At 74.5% G+C, this 23,082-nt stretch carries 22 protein-coding genes; 8 read left to right on the top strand and 14 right to left on the bottom strand.

Translation table 11 applies throughout. The features are described from left to right. Positions 1 to 15: 15 nt before the first annotated feature. The 6 genes from JQN70_RS12825 to JQN70_RS12800 all read right to left on the bottom strand — a co-directional run bounded on the left by JQN70_RS12825 (position 16) and on the right by JQN70_RS12800 (position 6,278). A complete protein-coding gene (locus tag JQN70_RS12825) occupies positions 16 to 717 on the bottom strand; it encodes an FHA domain-containing protein (protein WP_204131730.1) in 702 nt (233 codons plus the stop codon). Between the two features lie 28 nt (positions 718 to 745). Continuing rightward, a complete protein-coding gene (locus JQN70_RS12820) occupies positions 746 to 2,206 on the bottom strand; it encodes a serine/threonine-protein kinase (RefSeq protein WP_204131729.1) in 1,461 nt (486 codons plus the stop codon). Then, positions 2,203 to 3,579, bottom strand: coding sequence for an FHA domain-containing protein (locus tag JQN70_RS12815; protein ID WP_204131728.1), 1,377 nt, complete (start codon positions 3,577 to 3,579; stop codon positions 2,203 to 2,205). The genes JQN70_RS12820 and JQN70_RS12815 overlap by 4 nt, the downstream gene beginning before the upstream one ends. A gap of 14 nt (positions 3,580 to 3,593) precedes the next feature. After that, a complete protein-coding gene (locus JQN70_RS12810) occupies positions 3,594 to 4,400 on the bottom strand; it encodes a PP2C family protein-serine/threonine phosphatase (RefSeq protein WP_307835966.1) in 807 nt (268 codons plus the stop codon). After that, positions 4,397 to 4,870 (bottom strand): hypothetical protein, encoded by a 474-nt coding sequence (locus JQN70_RS12805; RefSeq protein WP_204131727.1) that lies wholly within the window; start codon positions 4,868 to 4,870, stop codon positions 4,397 to 4,399. The genes JQN70_RS12810 and JQN70_RS12805 overlap by 4 nt, the downstream gene beginning before the upstream one ends. Before the next feature lie 178 nt (positions 4,871 to 5,048). Further along, a complete protein-coding gene (locus JQN70_RS12800) occupies positions 5,049 to 6,278 on the bottom strand; it encodes a lamin tail domain-containing protein (protein ID WP_204131726.1) in 1,230 nt (409 codons plus the stop codon). A gap of 177 nt (positions 6,279 to 6,455) precedes the next feature. On the opposite strand from JQN70_RS12800, the gene JQN70_RS12795 reads away from it, so the two are divergent. Then, the gene (locus JQN70_RS12795) at positions 6,456 to 7,025 is read left to right on the top strand and encodes a YceI family protein (RefSeq protein WP_204131725.1); all 570 of its coding nucleotides are present in this window, start codon (positions 6,456 to 6,458) and stop codon (positions 7,023 to 7,025) included. A 24-nt stretch (positions 7,026 to 7,049) separates the two neighbouring features. Here JQN70_RS12795 and JQN70_RS12790 read toward each other — a convergent pair whose 3' ends face one another. The 4 genes from JQN70_RS12790 to JQN70_RS12775 all read right to left on the bottom strand — a co-directional run bounded on the left by JQN70_RS12790 (position 7,050) and on the right by JQN70_RS12775 (position 10,107). Then, entirely contained in the window at positions 7,050 to 7,421 is a 372-nt protein-coding gene (locus JQN70_RS12790) for a hypothetical protein (RefSeq protein WP_204131724.1), read from the bottom strand. After that, positions 7,421 to 8,167 (bottom strand): WXG100 family type VII secretion target, encoded by a 747-nt coding sequence (locus JQN70_RS12785; protein WP_204131723.1) that lies wholly within the window; start codon positions 8,165 to 8,167, stop codon positions 7,421 to 7,423. The genes JQN70_RS12790 and JQN70_RS12785 overlap by 1 nt, the downstream gene beginning before the upstream one ends. Then, positions 8,167 to 8,514: a type VII secretion target gene (locus tag JQN70_RS12780; RefSeq protein ID WP_204131722.1), complete on the bottom strand. Its 348-nt coding sequence runs from the start codon at positions 8,512 to 8,514 to the stop codon at positions 8,167 to 8,169. The genes JQN70_RS12785 and JQN70_RS12780 overlap by 1 nt, the downstream gene beginning before the upstream one ends. 126 nt (positions 8,515 to 8,640) lie before the next feature. After that, entirely contained in the window at positions 8,641 to 10,107 is a 1,467-nt protein-coding gene (locus tag JQN70_RS12775) for a CCA tRNA nucleotidyltransferase (RefSeq protein ID WP_307835965.1), read from the bottom strand. 89 nt (positions 10,108 to 10,196) lie between these two features. Here JQN70_RS12775 and JQN70_RS12770 point away from each other — a divergent pair, with 89 nt between their 5' ends. From JQN70_RS12770 to trxA, 7 genes are all read left to right on the top strand, one after another. Continuing rightward, positions 10,197 to 10,688, top strand: coding sequence for an NUDIX hydrolase (locus JQN70_RS12770; protein WP_204131721.1), 492 nt, complete (start codon positions 10,197 to 10,199; stop codon positions 10,686 to 10,688). Continuing rightward, positions 10,685 to 12,334 (top strand): murein biosynthesis integral membrane protein MurJ, encoded by a 1,650-nt coding sequence (murJ, locus tag JQN70_RS12765; protein ID WP_204131720.1) that lies wholly within the window; start codon positions 10,685 to 10,687, stop codon positions 12,332 to 12,334. The genes JQN70_RS12770 and murJ overlap by 4 nt, the downstream gene beginning before the upstream one ends. A 75-nt stretch (positions 12,335 to 12,409) precedes the next feature. Next, positions 12,410 to 14,533, top strand: a complete 2,124-nt coding sequence (locus tag JQN70_RS12760) for a protein kinase family protein (protein ID WP_204131719.1) — start codon at positions 12,410 to 12,412, stop codon at positions 14,531 to 14,533. Positions 14,534 to 14,544: 11 nt separating this feature from the next. Continuing rightward, a complete protein-coding gene (gene sigM, locus JQN70_RS12755; RefSeq protein ID WP_204131718.1) occupies positions 14,545 to 15,186 on the top strand; it encodes an RNA polymerase sigma factor SigM in 642 nt (213 codons plus the stop codon). An 88-nt stretch (positions 15,187 to 15,274) separates the two neighbouring features. Beyond that, entirely contained in the window at positions 15,275 to 16,168 is an 894-nt protein-coding gene (locus JQN70_RS12750) for an RsmA family anti-sigma factor (protein WP_204131717.1), read from the top strand. 186 nt (positions 16,169 to 16,354) lie between these two features. Next, on the top strand, positions 16,355 to 17,293 hold the full coding sequence (gene trxB, locus JQN70_RS12745; RefSeq protein ID WP_204131716.1) for a thioredoxin-disulfide reductase: 939 nt from the start codon (positions 16,355 to 16,357) through the stop codon (positions 17,291 to 17,293). A gap of 139 nt (positions 17,294 to 17,432) precedes the next feature. Beyond that, positions 17,433 to 17,759, top strand: coding sequence for a thioredoxin (trxA, locus tag JQN70_RS12740; RefSeq protein ID WP_204131715.1), 327 nt, complete (start codon positions 17,433 to 17,435; stop codon positions 17,757 to 17,759). A gap of 103 nt (positions 17,760 to 17,862) precedes the next feature. Here the strand turns inward: trxA and JQN70_RS12735 are convergent, their stop codons facing one another. The 4 genes from JQN70_RS12735 to JQN70_RS12720 form a co-directional block, all read right to left on the bottom strand. After that, positions 17,863 to 18,906: a ParB/RepB/Spo0J family partition protein gene (locus tag JQN70_RS12735; protein WP_204131714.1), complete on the bottom strand. Its 1,044-nt coding sequence runs from the start codon at positions 18,904 to 18,906 to the stop codon at positions 17,863 to 17,865. Further along, positions 18,903 to 19,907, bottom strand: a complete 1,005-nt coding sequence (locus tag JQN70_RS12730) for a ParA family protein (RefSeq protein WP_307835964.1) — start codon at positions 19,905 to 19,907, stop codon at positions 18,903 to 18,905. The genes JQN70_RS12735 and JQN70_RS12730 overlap by 4 nt, the downstream gene beginning before the upstream one ends. A 1,686-nt stretch (positions 19,908 to 21,593) precedes the next feature. Beyond that, positions 21,594 to 22,358: a 16S rRNA (guanine(527)-N(7))-methyltransferase RsmG gene (rsmG, locus tag JQN70_RS12725; RefSeq protein ID WP_204131713.1), complete on the bottom strand. Its 765-nt coding sequence runs from the start codon at positions 22,356 to 22,358 to the stop codon at positions 21,594 to 21,596. Between the two features lie 13 nt (positions 22,359 to 22,371). After that, positions 22,372 to 23,079 (bottom strand): Jag family protein, encoded by a 708-nt coding sequence (locus JQN70_RS12720; protein WP_204131712.1) that lies wholly within the window; start codon positions 23,077 to 23,079, stop codon positions 22,372 to 22,374. Between the last annotated feature and the right edge of the window lie 3 nt (positions 23,080 to 23,082).

Raw genomic sequence — 23,082 nt, 5'->3', positions numbered from 1 at the left:
AGCGGCCCGGCGGGATCAGGCGGGGTCGGGCAGGAGGCGCAGGTCGGCCTCGGTGACCATCCGGGTCGAGAGCGCGTGCTCGACGAGGCGCGACTTGCGGTTGCTCGCGAGCTTGCCGGGGCCGCCGTGCAGGCCGCGGGTGCCGGCGTCGGCGAGCTTCTGGCACACGTTGTCGAGCTTGCGGTTGAACTTCGTGACCGTCCAGCCGAGCCGCTCGGCGGCCTCGGCGGACGACGGGATCTGGCCGCCGCCCGCGTACGTGGTGCGCAGGAAGCTCTCGCAGAGCGCGACGACGAGCAGCTTCTGGTCCGGGGTCATCGACACCCGGCCGACGGTGGTCTGCGCGGTGGAGTCCTCGGGCTCGAGCTCGGCGGCGGTCTCGACGGAGACGAACGGGGTGTCGTCGACGACGACGTCGAAGTCGTAGGTGGTCGGGCCGGCCGTGAACCACACCGTGAAGGCCTCGAGGGCCAGCGGGATGCGCGCGCCCGGGGAGAGCCAGGCCTGGAACAGGCCCTTGGTGTCGGCGACCGTGGCCGTGAGGGTCGACCCGACGTTGGTCAGCCACCACAGCCCGTGCTCGTGGTGCACCTGGAGGAAGACCCGGTGCAGGTAGGGGTTGTCGTCGATCTCGACGTCGGCGACGCGGCCGATCGTCAGCGGACGGTCCTCCGGTGCGACGAACTCCTCGCCGCAGAACTCGACGGTCACACCCATCGGAACCCCTTGTCTCGGAACGTGGTCGTCATCCGGCGGACTCGCAGCGGATGGCGGAGAACGGCGAGCTGATGCCCGACTTCCGGGACACCGAGACCTGCGCGCACACCGTCTTCCCGGAGCCGGCCTTGACCGTGCGCCGGGCGCCGTCCGTGACGGTGACGACCTCGGCGCCGGCGACGTCGCCCTCGGAGCCGGCGAGGCGCAGCCGGAAGAAGTCGCCCTCCTCGGCCCCGACGTAGTTCCACGAGAACGTGACCGAGCCCGCGGCGGCGCGCGCGTCGATGGCCGGCTGCTCGGGGTAGTCGACGGCCCGGCTCGGGGCGGCGGTGCGGGTGAGGGTGCTCTGCGCCGGGGTGGGCAGGTCCTCCTCGTCGCCGCGGTTCACCGCCCAGACGACGACCCCGACGGTGACGGCGACGAGCAGCGCGAGCACGCCGAGCACGACCCCGCCGCTGATCGTCGCGGGCTCGTCCTCGTCGTCGTCGACGACCGTGCCCACCGGCGGGTGCGCGGGCGCCGGGGCGCTGGGGACGGAGAGGGCGCGCACGCTCGTGCGGTCGTGCTCGTCGGCGCCGCCCGGGCGGGCGGACGGGGTGTCGGCGCTCGTCGTGCGGCCCTGCTCGTCGAGGACGACGACCGAGGTGCTCGGGAGGCGCTGCTCGCGCTCGACGGCCTGGAGGCCGCGGGCCAGCTCGAGGGCGGTCTGCGGGCGGGCGTCCGGGCTCTTGGCCATCGCGTGGGCGAGGAGCCGCTCGAGCGAGACCGGCACGTCGGCGCGGCCGGTGGTGGGCACGGGCGTGGCGCGGATGCGCGGCATCAGCGCGTACGCGGAGTTGTCGCCGCCCGGCTGCTCGAAGGGCGAGCGCCCGACGAGCAGGTGCCAGAGCGTCGCGGCGAGGGAGTAGACGTCGCTGCGGGAGTCGCCGTTGGACTGGCCGTAGAGGACCTCGGGGGCCGACCACGGCACCGAGACGCCCACGTCCTCGTCGACGTCCTCGGCGTGACCGCCGCGACCGGCGATGCCGAAGTCGGTGAGGCCGGGCTGCCCGTACTGGCTGACGAGGACGTTCGCCGGCTTGATGTCGCGGTGGACGATCCCGGCCCGGTGCGCGGTCTCGACGGCGCTGGCCAGCTGGATGCCGCTGCGCAGCACCTCCTCGACCGTGAGCCGCTCGGCCTTGGCCCGCTGCGCGAGGTTCGGCGGCGGGTAGTACTTCATGACGAGGTACGCGCCGCCGTCGGCGGTCTGCTCGGACCGGAAGACCTGGACGATGAACGGGTGGTCGGCGAGCTGGGCCATCGTGTTCGCCTCGTCGACGAACTGGCGCCGGATGGCGGTGGTCAGGCCCTGGCGCTTGAGCACCTTGACCGCGACGTTCATCCGCGGCGACTGTTGCTCGTAGAGGTAGACGTCGGCGTACCCCCCGGAGCCGAGCGGGCGCACGAACTCCAGGCCCGGGATGACCGGGGCGTCGGCTGGGCTCATCCCTCGACCTCGTAGGTCAGCGAGACCTCGTCGGCGAGCGTGATGACGGTGCCGGGCTCGATGCCCTGGTCCTCGGTGGGGCGCAGGCGCACCGGCTCCTCGCCGGGCAGCGCGACGGTGGTGCCGTTGGTCGACCCGAGGTCGCGGACGAGGACGTGCCAGCCCTCGAGGACGACCTCGGCATGGTTGCGGCTGATGTCGCGGTCGACGCCGCCGACCCGGATGAGGTGCGGCCGCTGGTTGGCGGGGAGCTCCTCGTTGACGCGGGGGGAGCGGCCGAGGAGGACGCCGCGGTCGAGCGGGACGACGCCGCCGGTGGAGATGCGCAGGACGCCGAGGCTCGGGCGCGGGATCGGCGCCGGCTGCTGCGGCGGGATCTCGCGCTGGCAGGTGCGGCAGCGCCCCGCGTGCGGCGGCGAGTGGTGGCCGGCCGGGCAGAGGACGGCGAGGACGACGGGGCGGTCGAGGTCCTCGTCGCTGCGCGGCAGGCTGCCGCGGCTCGTCGTGACGTCGGCGACCGGGGCCTCCTCGGCCTCGACCGGCCGGGGGTCCGGCTCGGGCTCGGGCTCGGGCTCGGGCTCGGGCTCGGGGGCCACGGTGTGCTCGACCGGGGGCGGCGGGGTCGGGTCGGCGACCGGTGCCGCGGCGGCCGGGGTCGGGGTGGCCGGGGCCTCGGCGGCGATCGGTGCGCCACCGGCCGTGCGCCACGGCACGGAGTCGATGATCGAGCGGTCCGGCGGCGGGGTCGGCGCCACCCGCTGGACCGGGGCGGTGCCCGGCGAGTCCTCGGGCGGGGGCAGGGTGAGGTCCGGCTGCGGCACGACCGGCTCGGGCTCCGGCTCGGGCTCGACAACCGGCTCCGGCTCCGGCTCGACGACCTCGGGCTCCGGCTCGACGACCTCGGGCTCCGGCTCGACGACCTCCGGCTCGACGTCCTGTCCACCAATCGACACATTCGACGATTCCTGAACGCCGGCACCGGCGCGCAGGCGGGCCGGGCGGCGCCAGCCGCGGGCGACCTCCGGCTCGGGCTCGGGCGAGGTCACCGTGACCGTCGCGGCCGCGCCGTCGACCTCGACCTCGCGCCACGGCTCCCGCGCCTCCGCCTCGAGGACCGTGCCGTCGTCGAGCAGCGCCGACCCCGTGCCCCGGAGCAGCACCCGCACGACGTCGCCGTGCCGGGTCGCGAGCGCGAAGGACGGCATGACGAGCAGGCCGCGCGAGCAGAGGAGGTCGAGGAGGGTGACCATCCCGTCGGCGGCCGCGGCCTCGAGGGGCTCGCGGTGCCGCTCGGCCACCTCGACGACGGCGACGACGTCGGGGCCGGTGATCTCGAGGAACCCGGCGTGCACGGAGGATCGCACCTCGGTCACGGGGCGGCTCCTCGTCAGGGTCGGTGCAGGCCGGCGCGCGGTGCGGTGTCCGCGTCGTCGTCGTCCTCTCCCGCCTCGACGGCGACGACGACGACGGAGACGTTGTCGCGTCCCCCGGCCCGCACGGCCGCGCCGACCAGCTCGTCGGCGGCGTTCTGGGGTTCAGCGTACTGGCGGGCGAGCAGCATGATGTCCCGGTCGTCGAGCTCGCCGCTCAACCCGTCGCTGCAGACGACGAACCGTTCGCCCGGCGTGGGGGGCAGCACCCACACGTCGACCTCGGGGGCGGGGTCGGTGCCGAGCGAGCGGGTGATGACGTTGCGCAGCGGGTGGCGGGAGACCTCGGAGGCGTCGAGCAGGCCGGCGTCGAGCAGCTCGCGGACCTCGGAGTGGTCGCGGGTCACCTGGTGCATCCGGTTGTCGACGAGCCGGTAGACGCGCGAGTCGCCGACGTTGAAGACGACCCAGTGCTCGCGCCCGCCCTGGTCGACGACCGTGACGCCGGTGACGGTCGTGCCCATCCCCCGCAGCTCGGGGTGCTCGGCGGCCGCCTCGAGGATGCGCCGGTTGGCCTCCCGCAGCACCTCGGTGACGTCCTCGGGGCGGGTCGGCGGGTGCTCCTCGAGGGTCGTGAGGGCGTCGACGACGATGCGCGAGGCGACCTCGCCCGCCGCGTGCCCGCCCATCCCGTCGGCGACGGCGAAGACGCGGTTGCCGGCGATGACGGAGTCCTCGTTGTGCTCGCGGACCCGGCCGACGTCGGTGGCGCTGCCGGCCCGCACGAGCATCGAGCTGCCGCGCAGCACCCGGCCGGCCCTCACGCCGCGACCTCCTCGACGACGAGGGTCTCGAGCACCTGCTGGAGCACGTCGTAGTCGGCGTCGAGGCCGTCGCCGGCGACCCGGCCGGCGACGTGGAGCACCGGGGTCACCGCGTCGGTGGCCGCGAGCGAGGTGACGAGGTGGACCTCGACGACCGGCGTGCCGGCCTCGTCCCAGGAGACGTTGCGGGCGTGCCACTCGCGGCCGCCGATCTCGACGACGAAGGGCTCCTCGACCTCGCCCGACGGGCCACCCGCCGCGGTGGCCAGGGCCGTGACGACGGCGTCGGCGGCCTCCTGCGGGGGCTGCACCCGGTGCCGCACGACGACCTCGACCGACCCGCTCGCGCCCGGACCCCCGGCGCGGAGCAGGGCGTCACCGGCCGGCGACGCGGCCCAGGACTCCGGCACCTCGAGGCGGATCCCCGGGGGCGCCGGGGCGCTCGGACCGGGATGGGCCAGCACGGGCATGAAGGGTTCCCCTCGGACGGCGACGAGTGTCCGTCCGAGCCTAGACCGCGCGTCCGGCGGCTGACGATGGGGAGAACTCCCCGCCCGCCGGAGCGACTCCGTCGCTCACGCGAACGTGGCCCCGCCCGGCCCGGCCCCGACTTCGTCGTGTCCGTGCCGTGGGCCCGCCCGGCCGCGGTCAGCAGCGGCCGGTGCCCCAGCTGGCGCAGGCGATGCGCGAGGTCTCGGCGGTGCGCAGCTCGACCGATCCGCCGGAGTTCGTGAGCATCGGGGCCGTGTGGCCCCAGTACTTGACGGTCGAGGTCGAGGTGCCCTTGCCCATGTGGACCCTCAGCGAGGAGCCCTTGGTCGGCAGGACCGTGCCCGGGGGCAGCTGGAGGGTGTTGCCGTTCGCCTGGACGACGACCCACGAGAGGTTGACCGGGGTGCTGACGAGCGAAGTGATCTTCACGTACTCGCCGTTGACGTTCGTCGAGTCGTCGCCCGGGGCGTCGTAGCGCGCCTGGAGCAGCACCTTGTTCCGGGCGATCGGGGTGAGGCACGACCCGTAGACGCACGGGTAGGACGAGTGCGCGCGCAGGTCACCCTGCGGGTCGAAGAGGTAGGCGCCGCTGCCGATCCGGTTGGTCGCCGTGATGTTCGGCAGGTGGGGCACCGTGTAGCCCCAGTGGAAGGCGTTCGCCGTGTTGCTGCCCGTGCCGCTGTACAGGCGGAGGCCGGCCCCGGGGCGCAGCACCGTCCCGGCCGGGAAGAAGAAGCTGTCCTGGGCGGCGGTCCGCATCGACCAGCCGCCGAGCGCGACGTCGGCGGTGCCCTCGTTGACGAGGTCGACCCACTCGGCGTTGACGTTCTTCGTCTCGTCCCCGTCGCCCTCGTACATGACCATGATGTGCAGCTTCGCGCCGGCCGACGGGCCGACCCCGCACGCGTCGTCGTCCCAGAGGCCGGTCTTGCGCAGCGCCGCCTGCTGCATCGCGAGCTGGTAGGTCGCGGCGCGGGCGACCTCGGTGCCCATCGGGAAGGCGAGGCCCTGGCCGGCGGTGATGACCGCGAGCTGGACGTCGACGGTGCCCGAGGAGGTCGCGTCGACGTAGCGGATCGGCCGGCCGAGGCTCGAGGCCGAGCTGTTCGCCGCCGTGAGCCGCACCTGCTTGCCGAGCGCCGCCTGCTTCATGACGGCGGTCGCGTCGTCGGCGTGGCACTCGCCGAGCTCCATCGTCTGCAGCCCGCTGTTGCGGATGCGGACCGGCGTCGACGTGCCGTCCCCCGCGACGTCGACGTCGACGGTGTCCCCGTCGACGACGTGGACGACGACACCCGTCTGGTCGACGCTCGCCGACACGGCCGGGCCAGCCGCGGCCATCACGGCGACGGCGGCGACGCCCAGTGCGATCAGTGGTTTCCTCATGCTGGTGACCTCCCCGAGGGAGGGTGACACGGGCGGACCCACGCCACCACCCGGGCCGGGCACATTCGGCCGGACGGACGATGCCGGTGTGCTCGACCCCTCGTGCACCGGTGGCCCCGTCTGCCACACTGCGCGAGCACGACGCGTCCGACGCGTCACCGAGCCGTGGAGCCGACGATGACCGACACCGCACCGACCCTCAGCGGGGACTGGGACCTCGACCCCCAGCACACGCGCATCGGGTTCTCGGCCCGGCACGCGATGATCACGACGGTCCGCGGGTCGTTCAACGACGTCGAGGGGCACGTGCACGCCGACCTCGAGGACATGGCGAACAGCTACGTCGAGGTCGTCCTCAAGGCCGCGAGCGTCGACACCCGCACGGCCCAGCGCGACGAGCACCTGCGCAGCGCCGACTTCTTCGACGTCGAGAACCACCCCGAGATCACGTTCCTCAGCAGCCGCGTCGAGGAGGTCGAGGACAACGCATTCCTCGTCACCGGCGACCTGACGATCCGCGACGTCACCCAGACGCTGTCCTTCCCCATCGCGCTCACCGGCGTCGAGAAGGACGCCTTCGGGGTGCTGCGCGCCGGGTTCGAGGGCAGCCGGAAGGTCAACCGTCGCGACTTCGGGCTCGAGTGGAACATGCCGCTCGACTCCGGCGGCGTGCTCGTCTCCGAGCGGATCACCCTCGAGTTCGAGATCTCCGCGACCCGCCGCGAGGACCCGCCGGCCGCGACGTAGCCCGCGCCGGGCGGGCGCGCCGGCTCACCAGGTACCGCCCTGCTGCGGCGGTGCCGCCGGGCCGCGTCCCTCCCGCCGCTGCTCCGGCACGGCGTCGACGTCGGCGGGCATCCCGTCGTCCGGACGGCCGGCCTCCTCCCAGCGCCGTGCGCCCTCGAGGACGAGCGGGCCGAGGAAGGCCTGGTACTCGGGGCTGCGGGCGAGCTCGCGCAGGCTCGCGCGGCCCGCGACGACGGCGTCGAGGCGCTCGCGCAGGTCGGCGTCGGGGCAGCGGTCGCGCAGGGTCCGCAGGTTGGCCCGCAGGGCGCGGTCGAGGTCCGGGCGGGACCGGTACGAGGGCAGGAGCGGCTGCTCCGGCTCGCCGTCGCTCGCGGCGCGCGGGTCGTGGCCGGCCATCAGTCGGCCACCCGGTTGTCGTAGGGGTCGCTCGGCAGGGGGACGACCTCGATCTCGCCGACGAGGCTGAGCATCGCGGTCAGCGTGCTCATGATCCCCTCGGCGAGGTCGAACGCGGTCTGCATCGCGGCCTTGGCGTCGTTGACGAGGGAGATGGCGAAGAGCGTCGAGGCGCTGAGGCCGAACCCGCTGGCGATGGCGCCGAAGCCGGTCCAGCCCGAGGCGGCCATCGCCCCGAGCGAGATGGTGACCCCGAGGATGGCGTCGACGAGCGACTCGCAGATGCTCGCGACCTCGTCGTGGCAGTGCCGGATGCCGAAGGCCATCGAGTCGACCGCCTTGGCGATGTCCTCGAGCGCTTCCTGCATCGACCCCACCGAGGCCGCGAGGCCCGCGAAATAGGTGTCCATCGCCTGGGCCGCGGTGCCGTGCCACTCGTAGCGGGCGACCGCGACGGCGCTGTCGAGGCGCGCCTCGTAGGCCTGGCAGAAGCCGCCGAGGAGCCGGCACGCGGTGGCGACGCGCGAGACGTTGGTCCAGTCGCCGGCGATCATGTCGCCCCACATGTCGGGGACGTCCTGCCCGCTGACCAGCTCGAAGGCCTTCCACGCGAACTGCCCGAGCGAGGGGATGGAGTGCATGAAGTCCGAGACCGCGTTCCACTCCTCGCCGACCGCGTCGGCCGGCCAGGGCTCGACGAGGACGCTCGCCGGGTCGCCGCCGGCGCCGACGTCGTCGCGGCGCATCACTGGCTGCAGTAGGAGCGGTCGAGGCGGGCCGAGGTGCGCTCGTCGGTGGTGCGGTAGACGGTGGCCGCCGCGCCGAGCTCGACGCCGGAGTCGCGCGAGACCTTCGCGAGGTCGCCGAACCAGTCGCCGACCGTGCCCTCGAGGTCGTACATCCACTCGCAGAGGGTGAGCATGATCGAGCCGCCGTAGTTCGTCAGCAGCAGGTTGCCGGTGGCGTAGGTCTGCGCCTCCCCGGCGCTGTCGGCGAGGTCGCGGACCGTCTTCCCCATGGCCCGGACCGCCGCCGGGTCGACCTCGAACTTCTCGATCGACCCCGGAGACCCCCGGTGCTCGTCGTCGCGCATGCTCACCCCTCGTGGCGGGCCGCCCCACGGCCGGCCGGTGCGCCGAGCATGCCAGCCGGTCGAGGTCGTGTCGACGGGGAGCACTCCCCCGGGCGCGGCGTGTCGCGCCGGCCGGGGAGGTGCGGGTCAGCCCTGCGACTCGGGCTGCTCGGCCCACCAGGAGAGAAGGCGCTCGCGGGCGGCGTCCGGCCCGATCGGGCCCTCGTCGAGGCGCACCGCGAGGAGGTGCTGGTAGGCCCGCCCGAGCACCGGCCCGGGCCGGATGCCGAGCGCCTCGGCGATCTGGTTCCCGTCGAGCTCGGGGCGCACGGCCTTGAGCTCCTCCTCGGCGGTCAGCCGCTCGATGCGGCGCTCGAGGTCGTCGTAGGCCTCGGAGAGCCGGCGGGCCTTGCGGACGTTGCGGGTCGTGCAGTCGGCGCGGGTCAGCCGGTGCAGGCGGGGCAGCAGGTCGCCGGCGTCGGTGACGTACCGGCGCACGGCCGAGTCGGTCCACTGGCCCTCGCCGTACCCGTGGAAGCGCAGGTGCAGCTCGACGAGCCGGGCGACCGCCTTCGTCGTCTCCTTGTCGACGCGCAGCGCCTTCAGCCGCTTCGACGCGAGCTTGGCGCCGACGACCTCGTGGTGGTGGAACGAGACGCCGCCGCCGTCCTCGAAGCGCCGGGTGGCCGGCTTGCCGACGTCGTGGAGCAGCGCGGCGAGGCGCAGCACGAGGTCGGGTCCGGGGACCGACTCCGGCGGGCCGTCGGCCGGGCCCTCGAGGTCGATGGCCTGCTCGAGCACCGTCATCGAGTGCTCGTAGACGTCCTTGTGCCGGTGGTGCTCGTCGACCTCGAGCTGCAGCGCCGGCAGCTCGGGGAGGACGACGGCCGCCAGACCGGACGCCGACAGCAGCTCGAGGCCGGCGCGCGGGTGGGGCGCGAGGAGCAGCTTGACGAGCTCGTCGCGCACCCGCTCGGCCGAGACCCGCGCGATGTCGCCGGCCATCTCGCGCATCGCCGCGAGGACGTCGGGCGCGGGGACGAACCCCAGCTGGGCGACGAACCGGGCGGCGCGCATCATCCGCAGCGGGTCGTCGTCGAACGAGACCTCCGGCGGCGACGGGGTGCGCAGCACCTTCGCCTCGAGGTCGCCGAGGCCGCCGTGCGGGTCGACGAAGGCGAGGTCGGGCAGGCGCAGGGCCATCGCGTTGCACGCGAAGTCACGACGGACCAGGTCCTCCTCGAGGGAGTCGCCGAAGGCCACGACCGGCTTGCGGGTGACGCCGTCGTAGGCGTCGGCGCGGTAGGTGGTCACCTCGACGACGGTCGCGCCGCGGCGGGCGCCGATCGTGCCGAAGGCCCGGCCCATGTCCCACGTCGCGCTGCCCCAGCCGGTGAGGAGGCGCTCGGTCTCGTCCGGCCCGGCCGAGGTCGTGAGGTCGAGGTCGTTCGAGGTCCGGCCGAGGAAGGCGTCGCGCACCGGTCCGCCGACGAGGGCCAGCTCGTGGCCCGCGGCCGCGAACCGCTCGCCGAGGTCGGTGAGCACCGGCAGCACGGGCGCGAGGTTGGCGACGGCCTCGCGCAGGAGGGCGGCCGGGGGCTGGCGGTCGGACACGAGGGCCAAGCCTAGGTGCTGCCCGCGGCGGGCTCCGGGACCACCCCGACGACCCGGCCGGCGGTCGTCCCAGTGGTTACAGTGACCAGATGAGCCACGCCGCTGCCGATCCGACCGGGGTGGGCCCCCGGCGGCTCCCGGCGGTCGAGGAGCGCAGCGCGGGCGGGGTCGTCGTCGACGTCCACGAGGGCCGGGCCCGGATCGCCGTCATCGCCCGCCGCAACCGGGCCGGCCGGGTCGAGTGGTGCCTGCCGAAGGGGCACATCGAGGGCGAGGAGACCCTGCCCCAGACCGCCGTGCGTGAGGTCGAGGAGGAGACCGGCATCGAGGGCCGCGTCCTCATCGAGCTGGGCACCATCGACTACTGGTTCGCGGCCGGCGACCGGCGCATCCACAAGTACGTGCACCACTACCTCCTCGAGGCCACCGGCGGGTACCTGACCATCGAGAAGGACCCCGACCACGAGGCCATCGACGTCGCGTGGCTCCCGCTCGAGGAGGCCCACCGGCACCTCACCTTCCCCAACGAGCGCCGGATCGCCCGGCTGGCCTGGCAGCGCCTCGCGGGGGACGCCGGGTGAGCACGTCCGTCCAGAGCGTGGGGCGCTCGGGTGCGGTGATGGCGGCGGGGACGCTCGTCAGCCGTGTCGCGGGGATGCTCCGGGCCGTCCTGCTCACCGGGGTCATCGGGTCCACGGGCCTGGCGGCCGAGGCCTTCACGGTGGCCAACACCCTGCCGAACAGCCTCTACCTGCTGCTCGCCGGCGGGACGCTCAACGCCGTCCTCGTGCCGCAGATCATCCGCGCCCGCACCCGCCGGGACGCCGGCGAGGACTTCGTCAACCGGCTCATCACCGCGGCCATCGCGCTCTTCGTCCTCGCGTCGGTGGTCCTCACCGCGCTCTCGCCCTGGCTCGTGCGCCTCTACTTCGACACGACGAGCGAGGACGCGCTGCGGCTCGCCACGGTCTTCGCGTTCATCTGCGTGCCGCAGGTCCTCTTCTACGGGCTGTACACGATCTTCGGCCAGGTGCTCAACGCCAACGGGCGCTTCGCGGCGTTCACCTTCGCCCCGCTCGTCGCGAACGTCGTCGCGATCGCCGGCCTGCTCTGGTTCTCCGCCGCCGGCCACCCCGAGCGCGCCGCCCCCGCCGACTGGACCCCCGGGATGATCGGCATCCTCGCCGGGACGGCCACGCTCTCGATCGCGCTGCAGGCCGTCGCCCTCGTCGTCCCGCTGCGCCGCATGGGGTTCCGCTACCGGCCGCGGTGGGGGCTGCGCGGCCACGGCTTCGGGGCCGTCTCCGACGTCGCGAAGTGGAGCTTCGGCTCGATCGTCGTCGTGCAGGTCGGGTTCTGGGTGACGACCAAGGTGCTCACCAACGCCGCCGACGAGGGGGCCCGCCGCGGCCTCGGCACGGCCGGCATCGCGGCCTTCAACCCGGCCCAGCTGCTGATGATGCTGCCGCACGGCCTGGTCACCGTCTCGCTCGTCACCGCCCTGTACACCCAGCTGTCGGAGGCGGCCAGCCGCGGTGACGACGCGGCCGTCATGCGCCAGCACGAGCAGGGCCTGCGCATCCCGGCGCCGCTGCTGCTCCCGGTCGTCTCACTCGTCCTCGCCACCGTGCCGCTCGTCACGGCCACGCTCTTCTTCCGCAGCCCCCTCACCGAGACCGAGGCCATCGCGGCGGTCCTCGTCGGGCTCTTCGGCGGGATCGTGCCGCTCGGCTGGGTCTACCTCAACGACCGGGTCTTCTACGCCCAGCAGCAGACCTTCTGGTCCTTCCGGACCCAGTGCGTCGTCACCGGCATCTCGGTCACCATCGCGCTCGTCGCCTCGACCCTCCCGCCCGGGCGCACGGCCACCGTCCTCGCCTTCGGGCAGACCTTCGCCTACGTCGTCGGCGCCTCGGTCGGCTGGGCGGTGCTTCGTCGCCAGCACGGCCGGATCGGTCTGCGCGGCGCGGCGTCGGTCTACGTCAAGGTCGGCGTGCCGGCGGTCCTCACCGCCGTCGCCCTCGGCCTGGCCATCCGCGCGCTCGCGCCCGACTTCGGGGTCGACCGCGGGGTGCACGCGCTCGTCGTCGGCGGGCTGGTCCTGGGTGTGGCGGGGGTCGTCGAGCTCGTCGTGACGTGGGGCGTCGCGCACCTGCTCGGGGTCGAGGAGGTCGGCCGCCTGCTCGCGCCGGTCGGACGCCGCCTGCGCGCCCTCGGCCGCCGCTGACCGACCCCCTACGATGGTCGGACCCGTGGGGCGACCCACGGGGTGAAGCCGTGACCACGACCGGAAGGAGCAGCGGTGAAGGGCGTTGGACCCGGCACCGTCCTCGGGGGCCGTTACACGGTGCACCGCAGGCTCGCCCAGGACCGCGGCACCGAGCGCTGGAGCGCCGACGACACCACGCTCGGCCGGCGGGTGTCCGTGCTCGTCGTGCCGACCGACGACCACCGCGCCGCCTCCTTCCTCGACGCCGCCCGGCGGGCCGGGTCGGTCGCCAACGCGGTCCTCGTGCGGATCCTCGACGTCGGGGAGGACCCCGAGGTCGCGTGGGTCGTCGAGGAGGAGCTCGGCGACGCCCGCACCCTCGCCGACCTCGTCACCGACGGCGGCATCCCCGGAGACGAGGTGCGCCGCATCACCGGCGAGGTGGCCGCGGCCCTCGAGTCGGCCCGCCAGCGGGGCCTGCACCACCTCGACCTCACGCCCGACGACGTCCTGCGCACCCCCGAGGGCGAGGTCCGCCTCCGCGGCCTCGAGGTCGCCGCCGTGCGCGCCGGCGAGGACGGGCTGGAGCCCGACGAGGCCGCCCGCCGCGACGCCGTCGGGGTCGTCGCCCTCACCTACGCCGGCCTCACCGGTCTCTGGCCGCTCGGCACCAGGGCGGCCGGGCTCGGCCGCGCCCCGCGCGTGCCCGGCGGTGTCGCTGCCCCCTCCGAGATCGCCGCCGGCGTGCCGCGCGACCTCGACGCCATCTGCCGGCTCACGCTCACCGACGACGAGGGCCCGACGAGCCCGGGCGACTACGCCCGCCAGGTCGCCCCGTGGCCCTCGCGCCAGGTCGTCGGGCGCCCGGTCACCCCGGCCGTGGCCGCCGAGGACGACGCGCCGGAGCCCACGGCGGAAAGTGTCGACGAGCCGGCGGCCGTCGCCGACCCGGCTGCGGGGCCGGAGGAGCGGGCCGTCGAGCCCGAGCCGGTGGCCCCCGTCGCCCCGGACACCACGGCTGCCACGGACGCCACGGCGGCCCTGCCCGCGCTGCCGCCACTGCCGACGCCGACCCCGGCCCCCGCCGCCGCGGACGACGACGAGCCGACCCGGGTCATCGCCCGGCCCGAGCCGCCCGAGTGGCTGCACAGCGACACCGGCGAGCTCCCCGACGCCTCACGCCCGGCCGCCGCGGCCGGGGTTACCGCCGCTGCCGCCGCTGCCGCGGGTGCCGCGGATGCGGTCGACGCCGGTGATGCCGCCACGACGGAGCCGGCCTCCCCGGCGGCGGCCCGCACGACGACCGGCACCACCGCCCTGGCCACGACGGCTCCCCGCGAGGTCGCGCGCCGCGACGACGTCGGCGACGAGGACGACGACGCCGGGCGTGCCGCGGCCGCCGGAGCCGTCGTCGCCGGCGCCCTCGGCACGGTCGGCTCCCGCGTCTCCGGACTCGCGCGGCGCGCGGTCGACAAGGTCTCCGAGCTCTCGCCCGACACCCAGGCCGCTCCCGCGCGCACCGACGGCCTCGACGAGCTCGACGCCCCGGCGCCCCTCGTGCCGGCCCAGCCGCTGACGAAGGACGAGTCCAAGCTGGCGCTCGGCATCGTCGTCGCCTTCCTCGTCCTGGCCCTCGTCATCGGCGTCTACGGCGTCAAGCAGATCGGGTCGAACTCCGACCTCCTCGGCGACGGCGGCCTCACGCCGACGTCGTCCGGCACCCCCACCGCGTCGCCGAGCCCGAGCGGCAGTGCGTCCGGCGGCACCGACGGAGGGGCCGCGCCCGAGCCGCTGGCCATCCTCAAGGTCGAGGCCTACGACCCCGGGGGCGACGGTGCCGAGAACAACAACCTCACCCCGAAGACCTACGACGGCGACACCTCGACCGGCTGGAGCTCGGAGAACTACCGCACCGACGCCTTCGGCGGCCTCAAGAAGGGCCTGGGCCTGATCGTCGACCTCGGGCCGAACAAGAAGCCGCAGAACGTCCAGCTCGACATCCCGCAGGACGTCGACCTCGAGGTCTGGGTCGGACCCGACGCCACGCTCGAGGGGGCCAAGAAGATCGGCTCGAAGTCCGACGCCAAGGGCAAGCTCGACTTCCCGGTTCCTGCCGACGTGGCCGGCCAGTACATCATCGTCTGGTACACCGGACTCCACGCCGACGACCAGGGCAAGCGCAGGGCGTGGCTCGACGAGGTCGTCGTCACCGGCTGAGAGGGCTGCCCGTGAACGCCGAGGGACCCGAGGACCTCGACGACGCCGCGCTGCTCGCGCGCCACGTCGCCGGGGACGGTGGTGTCGCGTTCGGCGAGCTCTTCCGCCGCCACCGCGACCGGATGTACGCCGTCGCGCTGCGGACCACGGGCAACCGCGAGCTCGCGGCCGACGCCGTGCAGGAGGCCTTCATCTCCGCGTTCCGCCGGGCCGAGGCCTACCGCGGGGAGGCGGCGGTCACCACGTGGCTGCACCGCATCGTCGTCAACGCCTGCCTCGACCGGCTGCGTCGCGAGAAGGTGTCGGTGCGCCGGGCCGGCGACCTCGGCGAGCTCGACCTCCCGGACCGGCACGACCGTCACGGGTCCACCGAGACCGCCCTCGTCGTCCACGAGGCCCTCGCCCGGCTGCCCGAGACGCAGCGGGCCGCGCTCGTGCTCGTCGACATGCACGCCGTGCCCGTTGCCGAGGCAGCGCTCGTGCTCGGCGTCGCCGAGGGGACGGTGAAGTCGCGGTGCTTCCGAGGGCGCGAGGCGCTCGCGGCGATGCTCCGGCCGGGTGGCCTGGCCGCGTCGGACGCGGGCGAGGACGAGGGCGCGGGTCCGGCCGTCGTCGCGTCGGCGGAGCGCACGGAACCTCGGGGGGCCTCGTGACGTCGTACACCCTGTCGGCAGCACCGCGACCGCCCCACCCCACCCGCACGACCCGCCGCCCTCGACACGGCGCCTCCCGGAGGAGCTCGTGAGCAACCGTCACGACGACACCGACCCGATCGAGCACGACCCCACGGGGATGCGTGCCCTGCTCGGGTCGCTCCCCGACCCCGGACCCATGCCCGCCGACCTCGTCGCCCGCATCGAGGCCGCCCTCGCCGCGGAGGCCGCCGCCGAGGCGTCGGCCGCCGCCTCGTCCACGCCGCTCGCGGCCGTCGCCCGCCTCGACCCCGCGCGGGGCGAGGTGTCGTCGGCCGGTGGCGGCGCCCGCGCGGCGGCCGGTCCCGCCGGTGACGCCGACGACGAGGGGTCCCGGGTCGTCCCGCTGCGCCGGCGCTCGCGCTGGCACCTCGTCGCCGTGGCCGCCGGGGTCGTCGGGGTGCTCGGCCTCGGCGGGCTGGTCGTCGAGACCCTGCGCCCCGGTGGCCTCCAGGCGAGCATCGGGATGTCGGCCGAGGACTCGGCCGCCGGAGGGTCGAGCGGCTCGGGAGCCGAGCCGGACGCGGCCGGGGGCGGGCCGGCGACGCTGTTCGCCGAGGACGGTGCCCTCGGGGTGGTCGTGCTCGGCAGCGGACGGCAGTACTCCACCTCCGGGCTCGCCGACGAGGTCCGGGCCAGCCTGCCGTGGGACGGCACCGGCCGCGAGGCCACCGCGACCTCCTCACCGCAGAACGCCCCGCAGTCCGACCGCGAGCAGGGCTTCGGCCCGCTCGCGGGGGCGGCGGGGGCCCGCGCCTGCGCCGACGGCCTCGGCGTCCCGGCCACCGAGACCGTCGTCGTCGACCTGGCCACCGTCGACGGGCAGGATGCCGCGGTGCTCGTGGCGACGTCGTCGGACGGCGAGCGGCGGGTCTGGGCGGTGTCCCGGTCGTGCTCGGCGACGGCTCCAGGCGTGCTCGCCGGACCGGTCCCCGTCTCCTGACCCCGGCCGTCCCGGGCACACCCCCGGGGGTACGCATGGGGCGGGTGGGACGCACGGTGGTGACCGACCGCATCCGACAGGCCCCACTCCGGCGGGGCGGGGCGGCGCCGGGAACACCCCGGCCCTAGGATCGGTTCCACGAAGGCACCGCATGTAGCGGTCGCCGCCTGCCCGCACCACAAGGGGATGTGTCCCGTGACCTCCGACGTCCGCAACGTCATCATCATCGGCTCCGGCCCGGCCGGCTGGACGGCCGCCGTGTACGCCGCCCGTGCCAACCTCGAGCCGCTCGTCATCGAGGGCTCGGTCACCGCCGGTGGCGCGCTGATGAACACCACCGAGGTCGAGAACTTCCCCGGCTTCCGCGACGGCATCATGGGCCCGGACCTCATGGAGAACATGCGCGCCCAGGCCGAGCGCTTCGGCGCCGAGATCGTCACCGACGACGTCGAGCACGTCGAGCTCGACGGCGACGTCAAGCTGGTCCGCGACGGGTCGGGCACCGAGTACCGCGCGCGGGCGGTCATCCTCGCGATGGGCTCGGCCTACCGCGAGCTCGGGCTCCCCGACGAGAAGCGGCTCTCCGGCCACGGGGTGTCGTGGTGCGCCACCTGCGACGGCTTCTTCTTCCGCGACCAGGACATCGTCGTCGTCGGCGGGGGTGACTCGGCGATGGAGGAAGCCACCTTTCTCACGAAGTTCGCCCGGTCGGTCACCGTCGTCGTGCGCCGCGACCAGCTGCGGGCCAGCCGGATCATGGCCGAGCGCGCCGAGGCCAACGAGAAGATCTCGTTCGCGTGGAACAGCGCCGTCGACGCCATCCACGGCGAGGGCAAGGTCTCGGGCGTGACGCTGCGCGACACCGTCACCGGCGAGACCCGCGAGCTGGCGGCCACCGGCCTGTTCGTCGCGATCGGGCACGACCCGCGCAACGAGCTCGTCAAGGGCTTGGTCGACCTCGACGCCGAGGGCTACGTCCTCACCGAGGGCCGCACCTCGAAGACCAACGTCGCCGGCGTGTTCGCCTGCGGCGACCTCGTCGACCACACCTACCGCCAGGCCATCACCGCGGCCGGGTCCGGCTGCGCCGCGGCCCTGGACGCCGAACGCTTCCTCGCCCACTGACGACGCCGGGGCCCGCTGCGGCGCCCCGGTCGCCCACCCGGTGTCGGACCGCTCCGGCACCATCGCACCATCCGTCCCACCCGTCCACCTCCGCCCCACGACCACCCCGCCGGCCACCGGCGCACAGAGAGGAATCCCCATGGGAGCCGTCAGCAAGACCACCGACGCCACGTTCGAGGCCGACGTCCTCAAGAGCGACAAGCCGGTCCTCGTCGACTTCTGGGCCGAGTGGTGCGGGCCGTGCCGCGCCGTCGCCCCGGTCCTCGAGGAGATCGCGCGCGACCACGGTGACAAGGTCGCCGTCGTCAAGCTCAACACCGACGAGAACCCCGACATCACCGGCAAGCTCGGCATCACGAGCATCCCGACGATGCACGTCTACCAGGGCGGCGAGATCGTCAAGACGATCATCGGCGCCCGCCCGAAGCCGGTCCTGCTCCGCGAGCTCGAGCAGTTCCTCGGCTGACGCGCCGACGTCGAGCAGAACAGCCCCGGACCGACTGGTCCGGGGCCGTTCTGTGTCGTGACGCGGATCTCGTTCTGGGACAGGCAAATCCGCGCCCCCGGGATCATTCGGCGTCGGCGGTGGCGCGCAGCTTCATGACGTCGAGGATGCGGTTGAGGTCGTCGACGGAGGCGAACTCGACGGTCAGCCGGCCCTTCTTCTGGCCGAGGGCGATGCGCACCCGGGTCTCGAGGCGGTCGGAGAGGTCGGCGGCGAGGTCGTCGAGCTGCGGACGGCGGGCGCCGGGGCGCGGCTTGCTGCGCCGGGCGGGGGTGTCGCCGTCCCCGAGGGCGACGAGCTCCTCGACGCTGCGCACCGACAGGCCCTCGGCGACGATGCGCTGCGCCATCCGCTCCATCGCGGCGGCGTCGGGCAGGCCGAGCAGGGCGCGGGCGTGGCCGGCGCTGAGCACCCCGGCGGCGACCCGGCGGGCCACGAGCGGGGGCAGGCGCAGGAGGCGCAGGGTGTTCGAGATCTGCGGCCGGGAGCGGCCGATCCGGCCGGCGAGCTCCTCCTGGGTGCAGCCGAAGTCGTCGAGCAGCTGCTGGTAGGCGGCCGCCTCCTCGAGCGGGTTGAGCTGGCTGCGGTGGAGGTTCTCGAGGAGGGCGTCCCGCAGCAGGTCGTCCTCGTCGGTGGAGCGGACGATCGCCGGCACGGTCTCCTTGCCGGCCTCCCGCGAGGCGCGCCAGCGCCGCTCGCCCATGATCAGCTCGTACCGGACGGTGTCGTCGGGGCCCGCGCCGGGGACCGGCCGGACGACGACCGGCTGGAGGACGCCGATCTCGCGGACCGAGTGGACGAGCTCGGCGAGCTCGTCCTCGTCGAAGACGGTGCGCGGCTGCCGGCGGTTCGGCGTGATCTCGTCGAGCGGGATCTCGGCGAAGCGCGCCCCCGGGACCGGGCGCAGGCCGTCGGACTCGGCGGCGGCCGACCCCCCGGTGGGGTCGTCGGGCGCCGGGTTCGTCGCGGCGTCGGCGTCGGTGCCGGCCGCGGTGTCCGCGGTCGCGTCGCGGGCGGGGAAGAAGACGTCGACGGGGCGGTCGGTCGCCGGCTGGCTCGGGATGAGCGCGCCGAGACCGCGACCCAGGGCTCGCCGCTTCTCGCTCATGCGGACTCCTCGGTGGTGGCTCGTGCGGCGCCGCGCTCGGCGAGCTCGACGGCCGCCTCGAGGTAGGACAGGGCGCCGCTGCTGTTCGGGTCGTAGGTCATGACGGTCTGGCCGTGGCTCGGCGCCTCGGAGATGCGCACCGAGCGCGGCACGGTCGCCCGCAGGGTCTGGGCGGAGAAGTGCTCCCGCACCTCGTCGGCCACCTGGGCCGAGAGCCGCGTGCGGCCGTCGTACATCGTCAGGAGGATGGTCGAGACGTGGAGGGCCGGGTTGAGGTGGCTGCGGATGAGCTCGATGTTCTTGAGCAGCTGGCTCAGTCCCTCGAGCGCGTAGTACTCGCACTGGATCGGGATGAACACCTCGGTCGCCGCGACAAAGGCGTTGACCGTCAGCAGGCCGAGGCTCGGCGGGCAGTCGACGATGACGTAGTCGAGCTGCTCCCCCGTGGCGGTCCGCTGCTCGACGTAGGCCGCGACCGCCTTCTGGAGGCGCGTCTCGCGCGCGACGAGGGACACAAGCTCGATCTCGGCGCCGGCGAGGTCGATGGTCGCGGGGGCGCAGACCAGCCCCGGCAGGTCGGGACAGGGCTGGACGACCTCGGCGAGGTCGTGACCGTCGACGAGGACGTCGTAGACGCTCGGCACCTCGGAGTGGTGGTCGATGCCGAGGGCCGTGCTCGCGTTGCCCTGGGGGTCGAGGTCGATGACGAGCACGGTGCTGCCGGCCTGCGCGAGGGCGGCGGCGATGTTCACCGTCGTCGTCGTCTTGCCGACGCCGCCCTTCTGGTTGGCGACGGTGAGCACCCGGGTGCGCTCGGGGCGGGGGACGGACCGGCCGCTCAGGGTGATCCGCTTGCGGGCGTCCTCGGCGACGGCCTGCGCGAGCGGGGTGTTCCAGTCGGCTCCGGGGATGGATGCGGCGATGGCTGCTCGCTCCTCGCTGTCGTCAGGACTCTCGTCGGTCGTCGTCGGGTGATCGGGGTGCTCGGCGTCCGTCCCCACGTCCGTCGTGGTCGGCAGGTCGGACGAGGCACGGTCGGCGCCGTCCTCGGCGAGCGTTTCACGTGAAACGGTGCCTGGCCACCCGAGGTCCGACCCATCGGCCGGGCGACCGCTCGGGAACCCCAGACCGTGCGCCACCGACGGACGATCCGAGGCATCGAGGGTGATGGGCACGGCAACCTCCTAGACGACGAACCACCCCATCCAACAGCACCGAGTGCCGACACGCCAAAGATTCGTGGGGCTGTGGACAACGTGGGGGAAACGTGACGAGGTGTGGACGAGGGGGGAGCGTTTCACGTGAAACATCACGCGTGGATCCGCGCCGTATGGCGGTTTTCACCGCCCGGGCGGCGACGGAGGGTCACGGTGGATAACTTGTGGACGACCCGTCGTGGCGGCGACCAGCGAGGCCCTGCGGCCCGGTCGCAGGTGGACCGACGGCTCCTCCTCGGCGCCCCGGGACTTTCCGTCCGGAGCCGGGTCCGGCCGTCGTCGCGGTCTGCCGTGGGACCTGGTCCGGTCCGTCGTCCGGCGCGGTCTCGCGCTCGCCGCGACCGGCTCGAGGCGCCGGTCCGGCCGATCGAGGCGACCGGGCGACCACGGTGGGGTCCGACGCACACCCACCGATGCCTTCGTGTGCCGCGCGACCTCTCCACGGCCCGGCCTCCGGCGACCACCGGGCGCGTCGCGACCGGATGCCGCACGACACCTCCTCACCGGACTCCGGCGGCCTCGCCCCGACGGGCCTCCCACGTGTCGCCGACCTCCGTCCTGACCAACCGCCCGGGACCCCGACCGCCCCTCCTCGCACCGGAGCCGGCGACCGTCGGCTCGCCGATCCCGGTCCGGGGTGCTGGTCCGGGTCCGGGCCATCGGCTCGCGACGACGCCTCCGTCCCGGCGCCCCGGAGCCGACGCTCGACGCACCCCGTGTCCGCCGACGCCGCCGCTGGACCCCCGCCACCCGACCGTGGCTGCCGGACCCCCCCGACGTGCTCCGCCGGCCCCTCACTCACGACCCTCCCCCGGACCATCCACGAGTCGGCGGATCCCTCCACCCGCGCACGAGGCCTCGGGCTCGGCACCGGGTCGACGACCAACCGCTCGGGGCGGGGCCGACCCACAGGGTCGGGGTCGCCTCCCGCGCTCGTCCCCAGGTCGGACCCATCGACCCCGACGGCGTCCACGGCCCCTGCGCCCTCCGGCTCGCGCGGCCACGCCCGAGTCGTGTCAGACGGTGTGCGCGGAGTCGACCGGTGGCGAGAGTGACCTGCCCCCTCGGGGCCCTCGCGCGACGTCCACGGCTGTCCTGCGGACGATCGATGTTTCACGTGAAACGGTGTGTCGCGGACGTGACGTCCGGGGCCCCGTCAGCTGTTCGGATTCGCCATGAAGGTCGTGCGCCATCTCGCCGATGTTTCACGTGAAACGCACCCGGATCCGGCGACCTGCCGAGCGGTGGACCTCTGCCGACCCGCCTCCCCCGGCCGAGTCGCCTCGGCGCACAGCCCCCTTCGGTTCCGTCAATGCCCCGCGGCCGGCCGTCGACCCGAGCGGCTCACGGCCGAGGATCCCCGCGAGACCCGACGGAGAGGACGCCCGACCCGGCATCGGCGCGCCCCGGTCGCCACGGCGCCTGCTCCCCCCGAGGACCGGCCCGCCGAGGCCAGCCACCCTCCCGGGCTCAATCCTGGCGACCCGGCTCCCCACCGGCTCGGCCGGCCCGCCGACGCCGCGACCCGGCCCGTCGCGACCCGGGACCCTTGGAGCGCCGGCCGGCACCCCCACGCTCCCGTCGACGTTCCAGCCGGAGGTCGACGGTGAGCACCGGCTCCTCGAGGACGTCGCCGCCGTGCTCGGTGACGACGCCCTCCCCGAGGCCGAGCCGGCCCAGCGCGGCCGCGTCCTCGCCCAGCTCCTCGGCAGCGCTGCGTCCCTTCATCGCCACGAGCGTCCCGCCCTCCTCGAGGAGCGGGACACACCAGCGGGCCAGCTTGTCCAGCCGCGCGACCGCCCGAGCCGTCACCCACGGGGCCGACAGGCTGCCGGCCAGCTCCTCGGCCCGACCCCGGTGGACCGTCACCGACCTCAACCCCAGCTCTGCGACGACGCCCTCCAACCACGTCGTCCGACGCAGCATCGGCTCGACGAGCAGCACCTCGAGGTCGGGTCGCGCGACGGCCAGCGCGATGCCCGGCAGACCGGCACCAGACCCCACGTCGATCACCCGGGCGTCCTCCGGGAAGGCATCCTCGACGACCGCGCAGTTGAGCACGTGCCGCTCCCAGAGCCGGGGGACCTCCCGCGGGCCGATGAGGCCGTGGCTCACGCCGGTGTCGGCGAGGATCGCGGCGAACCGCTCGGCCAGCTCGATCCGGTCCCCGAACACCGCGGCCGCACCCGAAGGTGCGGCCGGCGGCGTCAACGGGGTCTCCCCGTCATGTTTCACGTGAAACAGATCCTCACGCGGGGCTGATGACGACGTGACGCCGCGGCTCGGCGCCCTCGGACTCGGAGACGAGCCCGGCGGCCAGCACCTCGTCGTGGACCACCTTGCGCTCGAACGCCGTCATCGGCGCCAGCGCAGCCGGCTCACCGGACGACTTGACGCCCTCGATCGCCTCCCGGGCGAGCGTCACGAGCGCTGCCCGCCGCTCGGCGCGGTGGCCGGCGACATCGAGCATGAGGCGGCTCCGCTCGCCGGTCTCGGCCTGGACGGCCAGCCGGGTCAGCTCCTGGAGCGCCTCGAGCACCTGGCCGTCCGGGCCGACGAGCCGGCGCGGCACCCGCCCCTCGTCGCTGTCGACGAGCGCGACCGCGGCCCGGTCGCCGTCGATGTCGACGTCGAGGTCTCCGTCGAGGTCGCAGATGTCGAGCAGCGTCTCGAGGAAGTCGGCCGCGACCTCCCCCTCGCGCTCGAGCTGTCCTCGCCGTCCGGACCGCTTCGACGGGGCCGGCACCTCGTCGTCACCCTCACCCGAGGACGTCTCGTCGGTGGCGTCCTCCGCCGTCACCTCGTCGGCCGCAGCGGCCTCGTCGGCCGGGGCGGCCTCGTCCGCGGTGGTGTCGTGCACCACCGGCTCGGCCACGGGCGCCTGCTCCTGGGGCGCCTCGTCGACGACGGTGTCGGTCGTGATGGCCTCGGTGGCCTCGGTCGTGTTCTCGCTCATGTG

Source organism: Phycicoccus sonneratiae (genome assembly GCF_016887965.1).
In the GTDB taxonomy this organism is placed as follows: Bacteria; Actinomycetota; Actinomycetes; order Actinomycetales; family Dermatophilaceae; genus Phycicoccus; species Phycicoccus sonneratiae.
Note: the sequence above shows the minus strand (reverse complement) of the source record. Positions and strands in the feature narration are given on the sequence as shown.

Coding starts and splice junctions, on each gene's coding strand:
- JQN70_RS12800 (WP_204131726.1), bottom strand. CDS start 6,278: ATGAGGAAACCACTGATCGCACTGGGCGTCGCCGCCGTCGCCGTGATG.
- JQN70_RS12735 (WP_204131714.1), bottom strand. CDS start 18,906: ATGAGCGAGAAGCGGCGAGCCCTGGGTCGCGGTCTCGGCGCGCTCATC.
- JQN70_RS12780 (WP_204131722.1), bottom strand. CDS start 8,514: ATGCGCGACGACGAGCACCGGGGGTCTCCGGGGTCGATCGAGAAGTTC.
- trxB (WP_204131716.1), top strand. CDS start 16,355: ATGTGTCCCGTGACCTCCGACGTCCGCAACGTCATCATCATCGGCTCC.
- JQN70_RS12720 (WP_204131712.1), bottom strand. CDS start 23,079: ATGAGCGAGAACACGACCGAGGCCACCGAGGCCATCACGACCGACACC.
- JQN70_RS12825 (WP_204131730.1), bottom strand. CDS start 717: ATGGGTGTGACCGTCGAGTTCTGCGGCGAGGAGTTCGTCGCACCGGAG.
- JQN70_RS12805 (WP_204131727.1), bottom strand. CDS start 4,870: ATGCCCGTGCTGGCCCATCCCGGTCCGAGCGCCCCGGCGCCCCCGGGG.
- JQN70_RS12795 (WP_204131725.1), top strand. CDS start 6,456: ATGACCGACACCGCACCGACCCTCAGCGGGGACTGGGACCTCGACCCC.
- JQN70_RS12790 (WP_204131724.1), bottom strand. CDS start 7,421: ATGGCCGGCCACGACCCGCGCGCCGCGAGCGACGGCGAGCCGGAGCAG.
- JQN70_RS12820 (WP_204131729.1), bottom strand. CDS start 2,206: ATGAGCCCAGCCGACGCCCCGGTCATCCCGGGCCTGGAGTTCGTGCGC.
- trxA (WP_204131715.1), top strand. CDS start 17,433: ATGGGAGCCGTCAGCAAGACCACCGACGCCACGTTCGAGGCCGACGTC.
- JQN70_RS12770 (WP_204131721.1), top strand. CDS start 10,197: ATGAGCCACGCCGCTGCCGATCCGACCGGGGTGGGCCCCCGGCGGCTC.
- JQN70_RS12785 (WP_204131723.1), bottom strand. CDS start 8,167: ATGCGCCGCGACGACGTCGGCGCCGGCGGCGACCCGGCGAGCGTCCTC.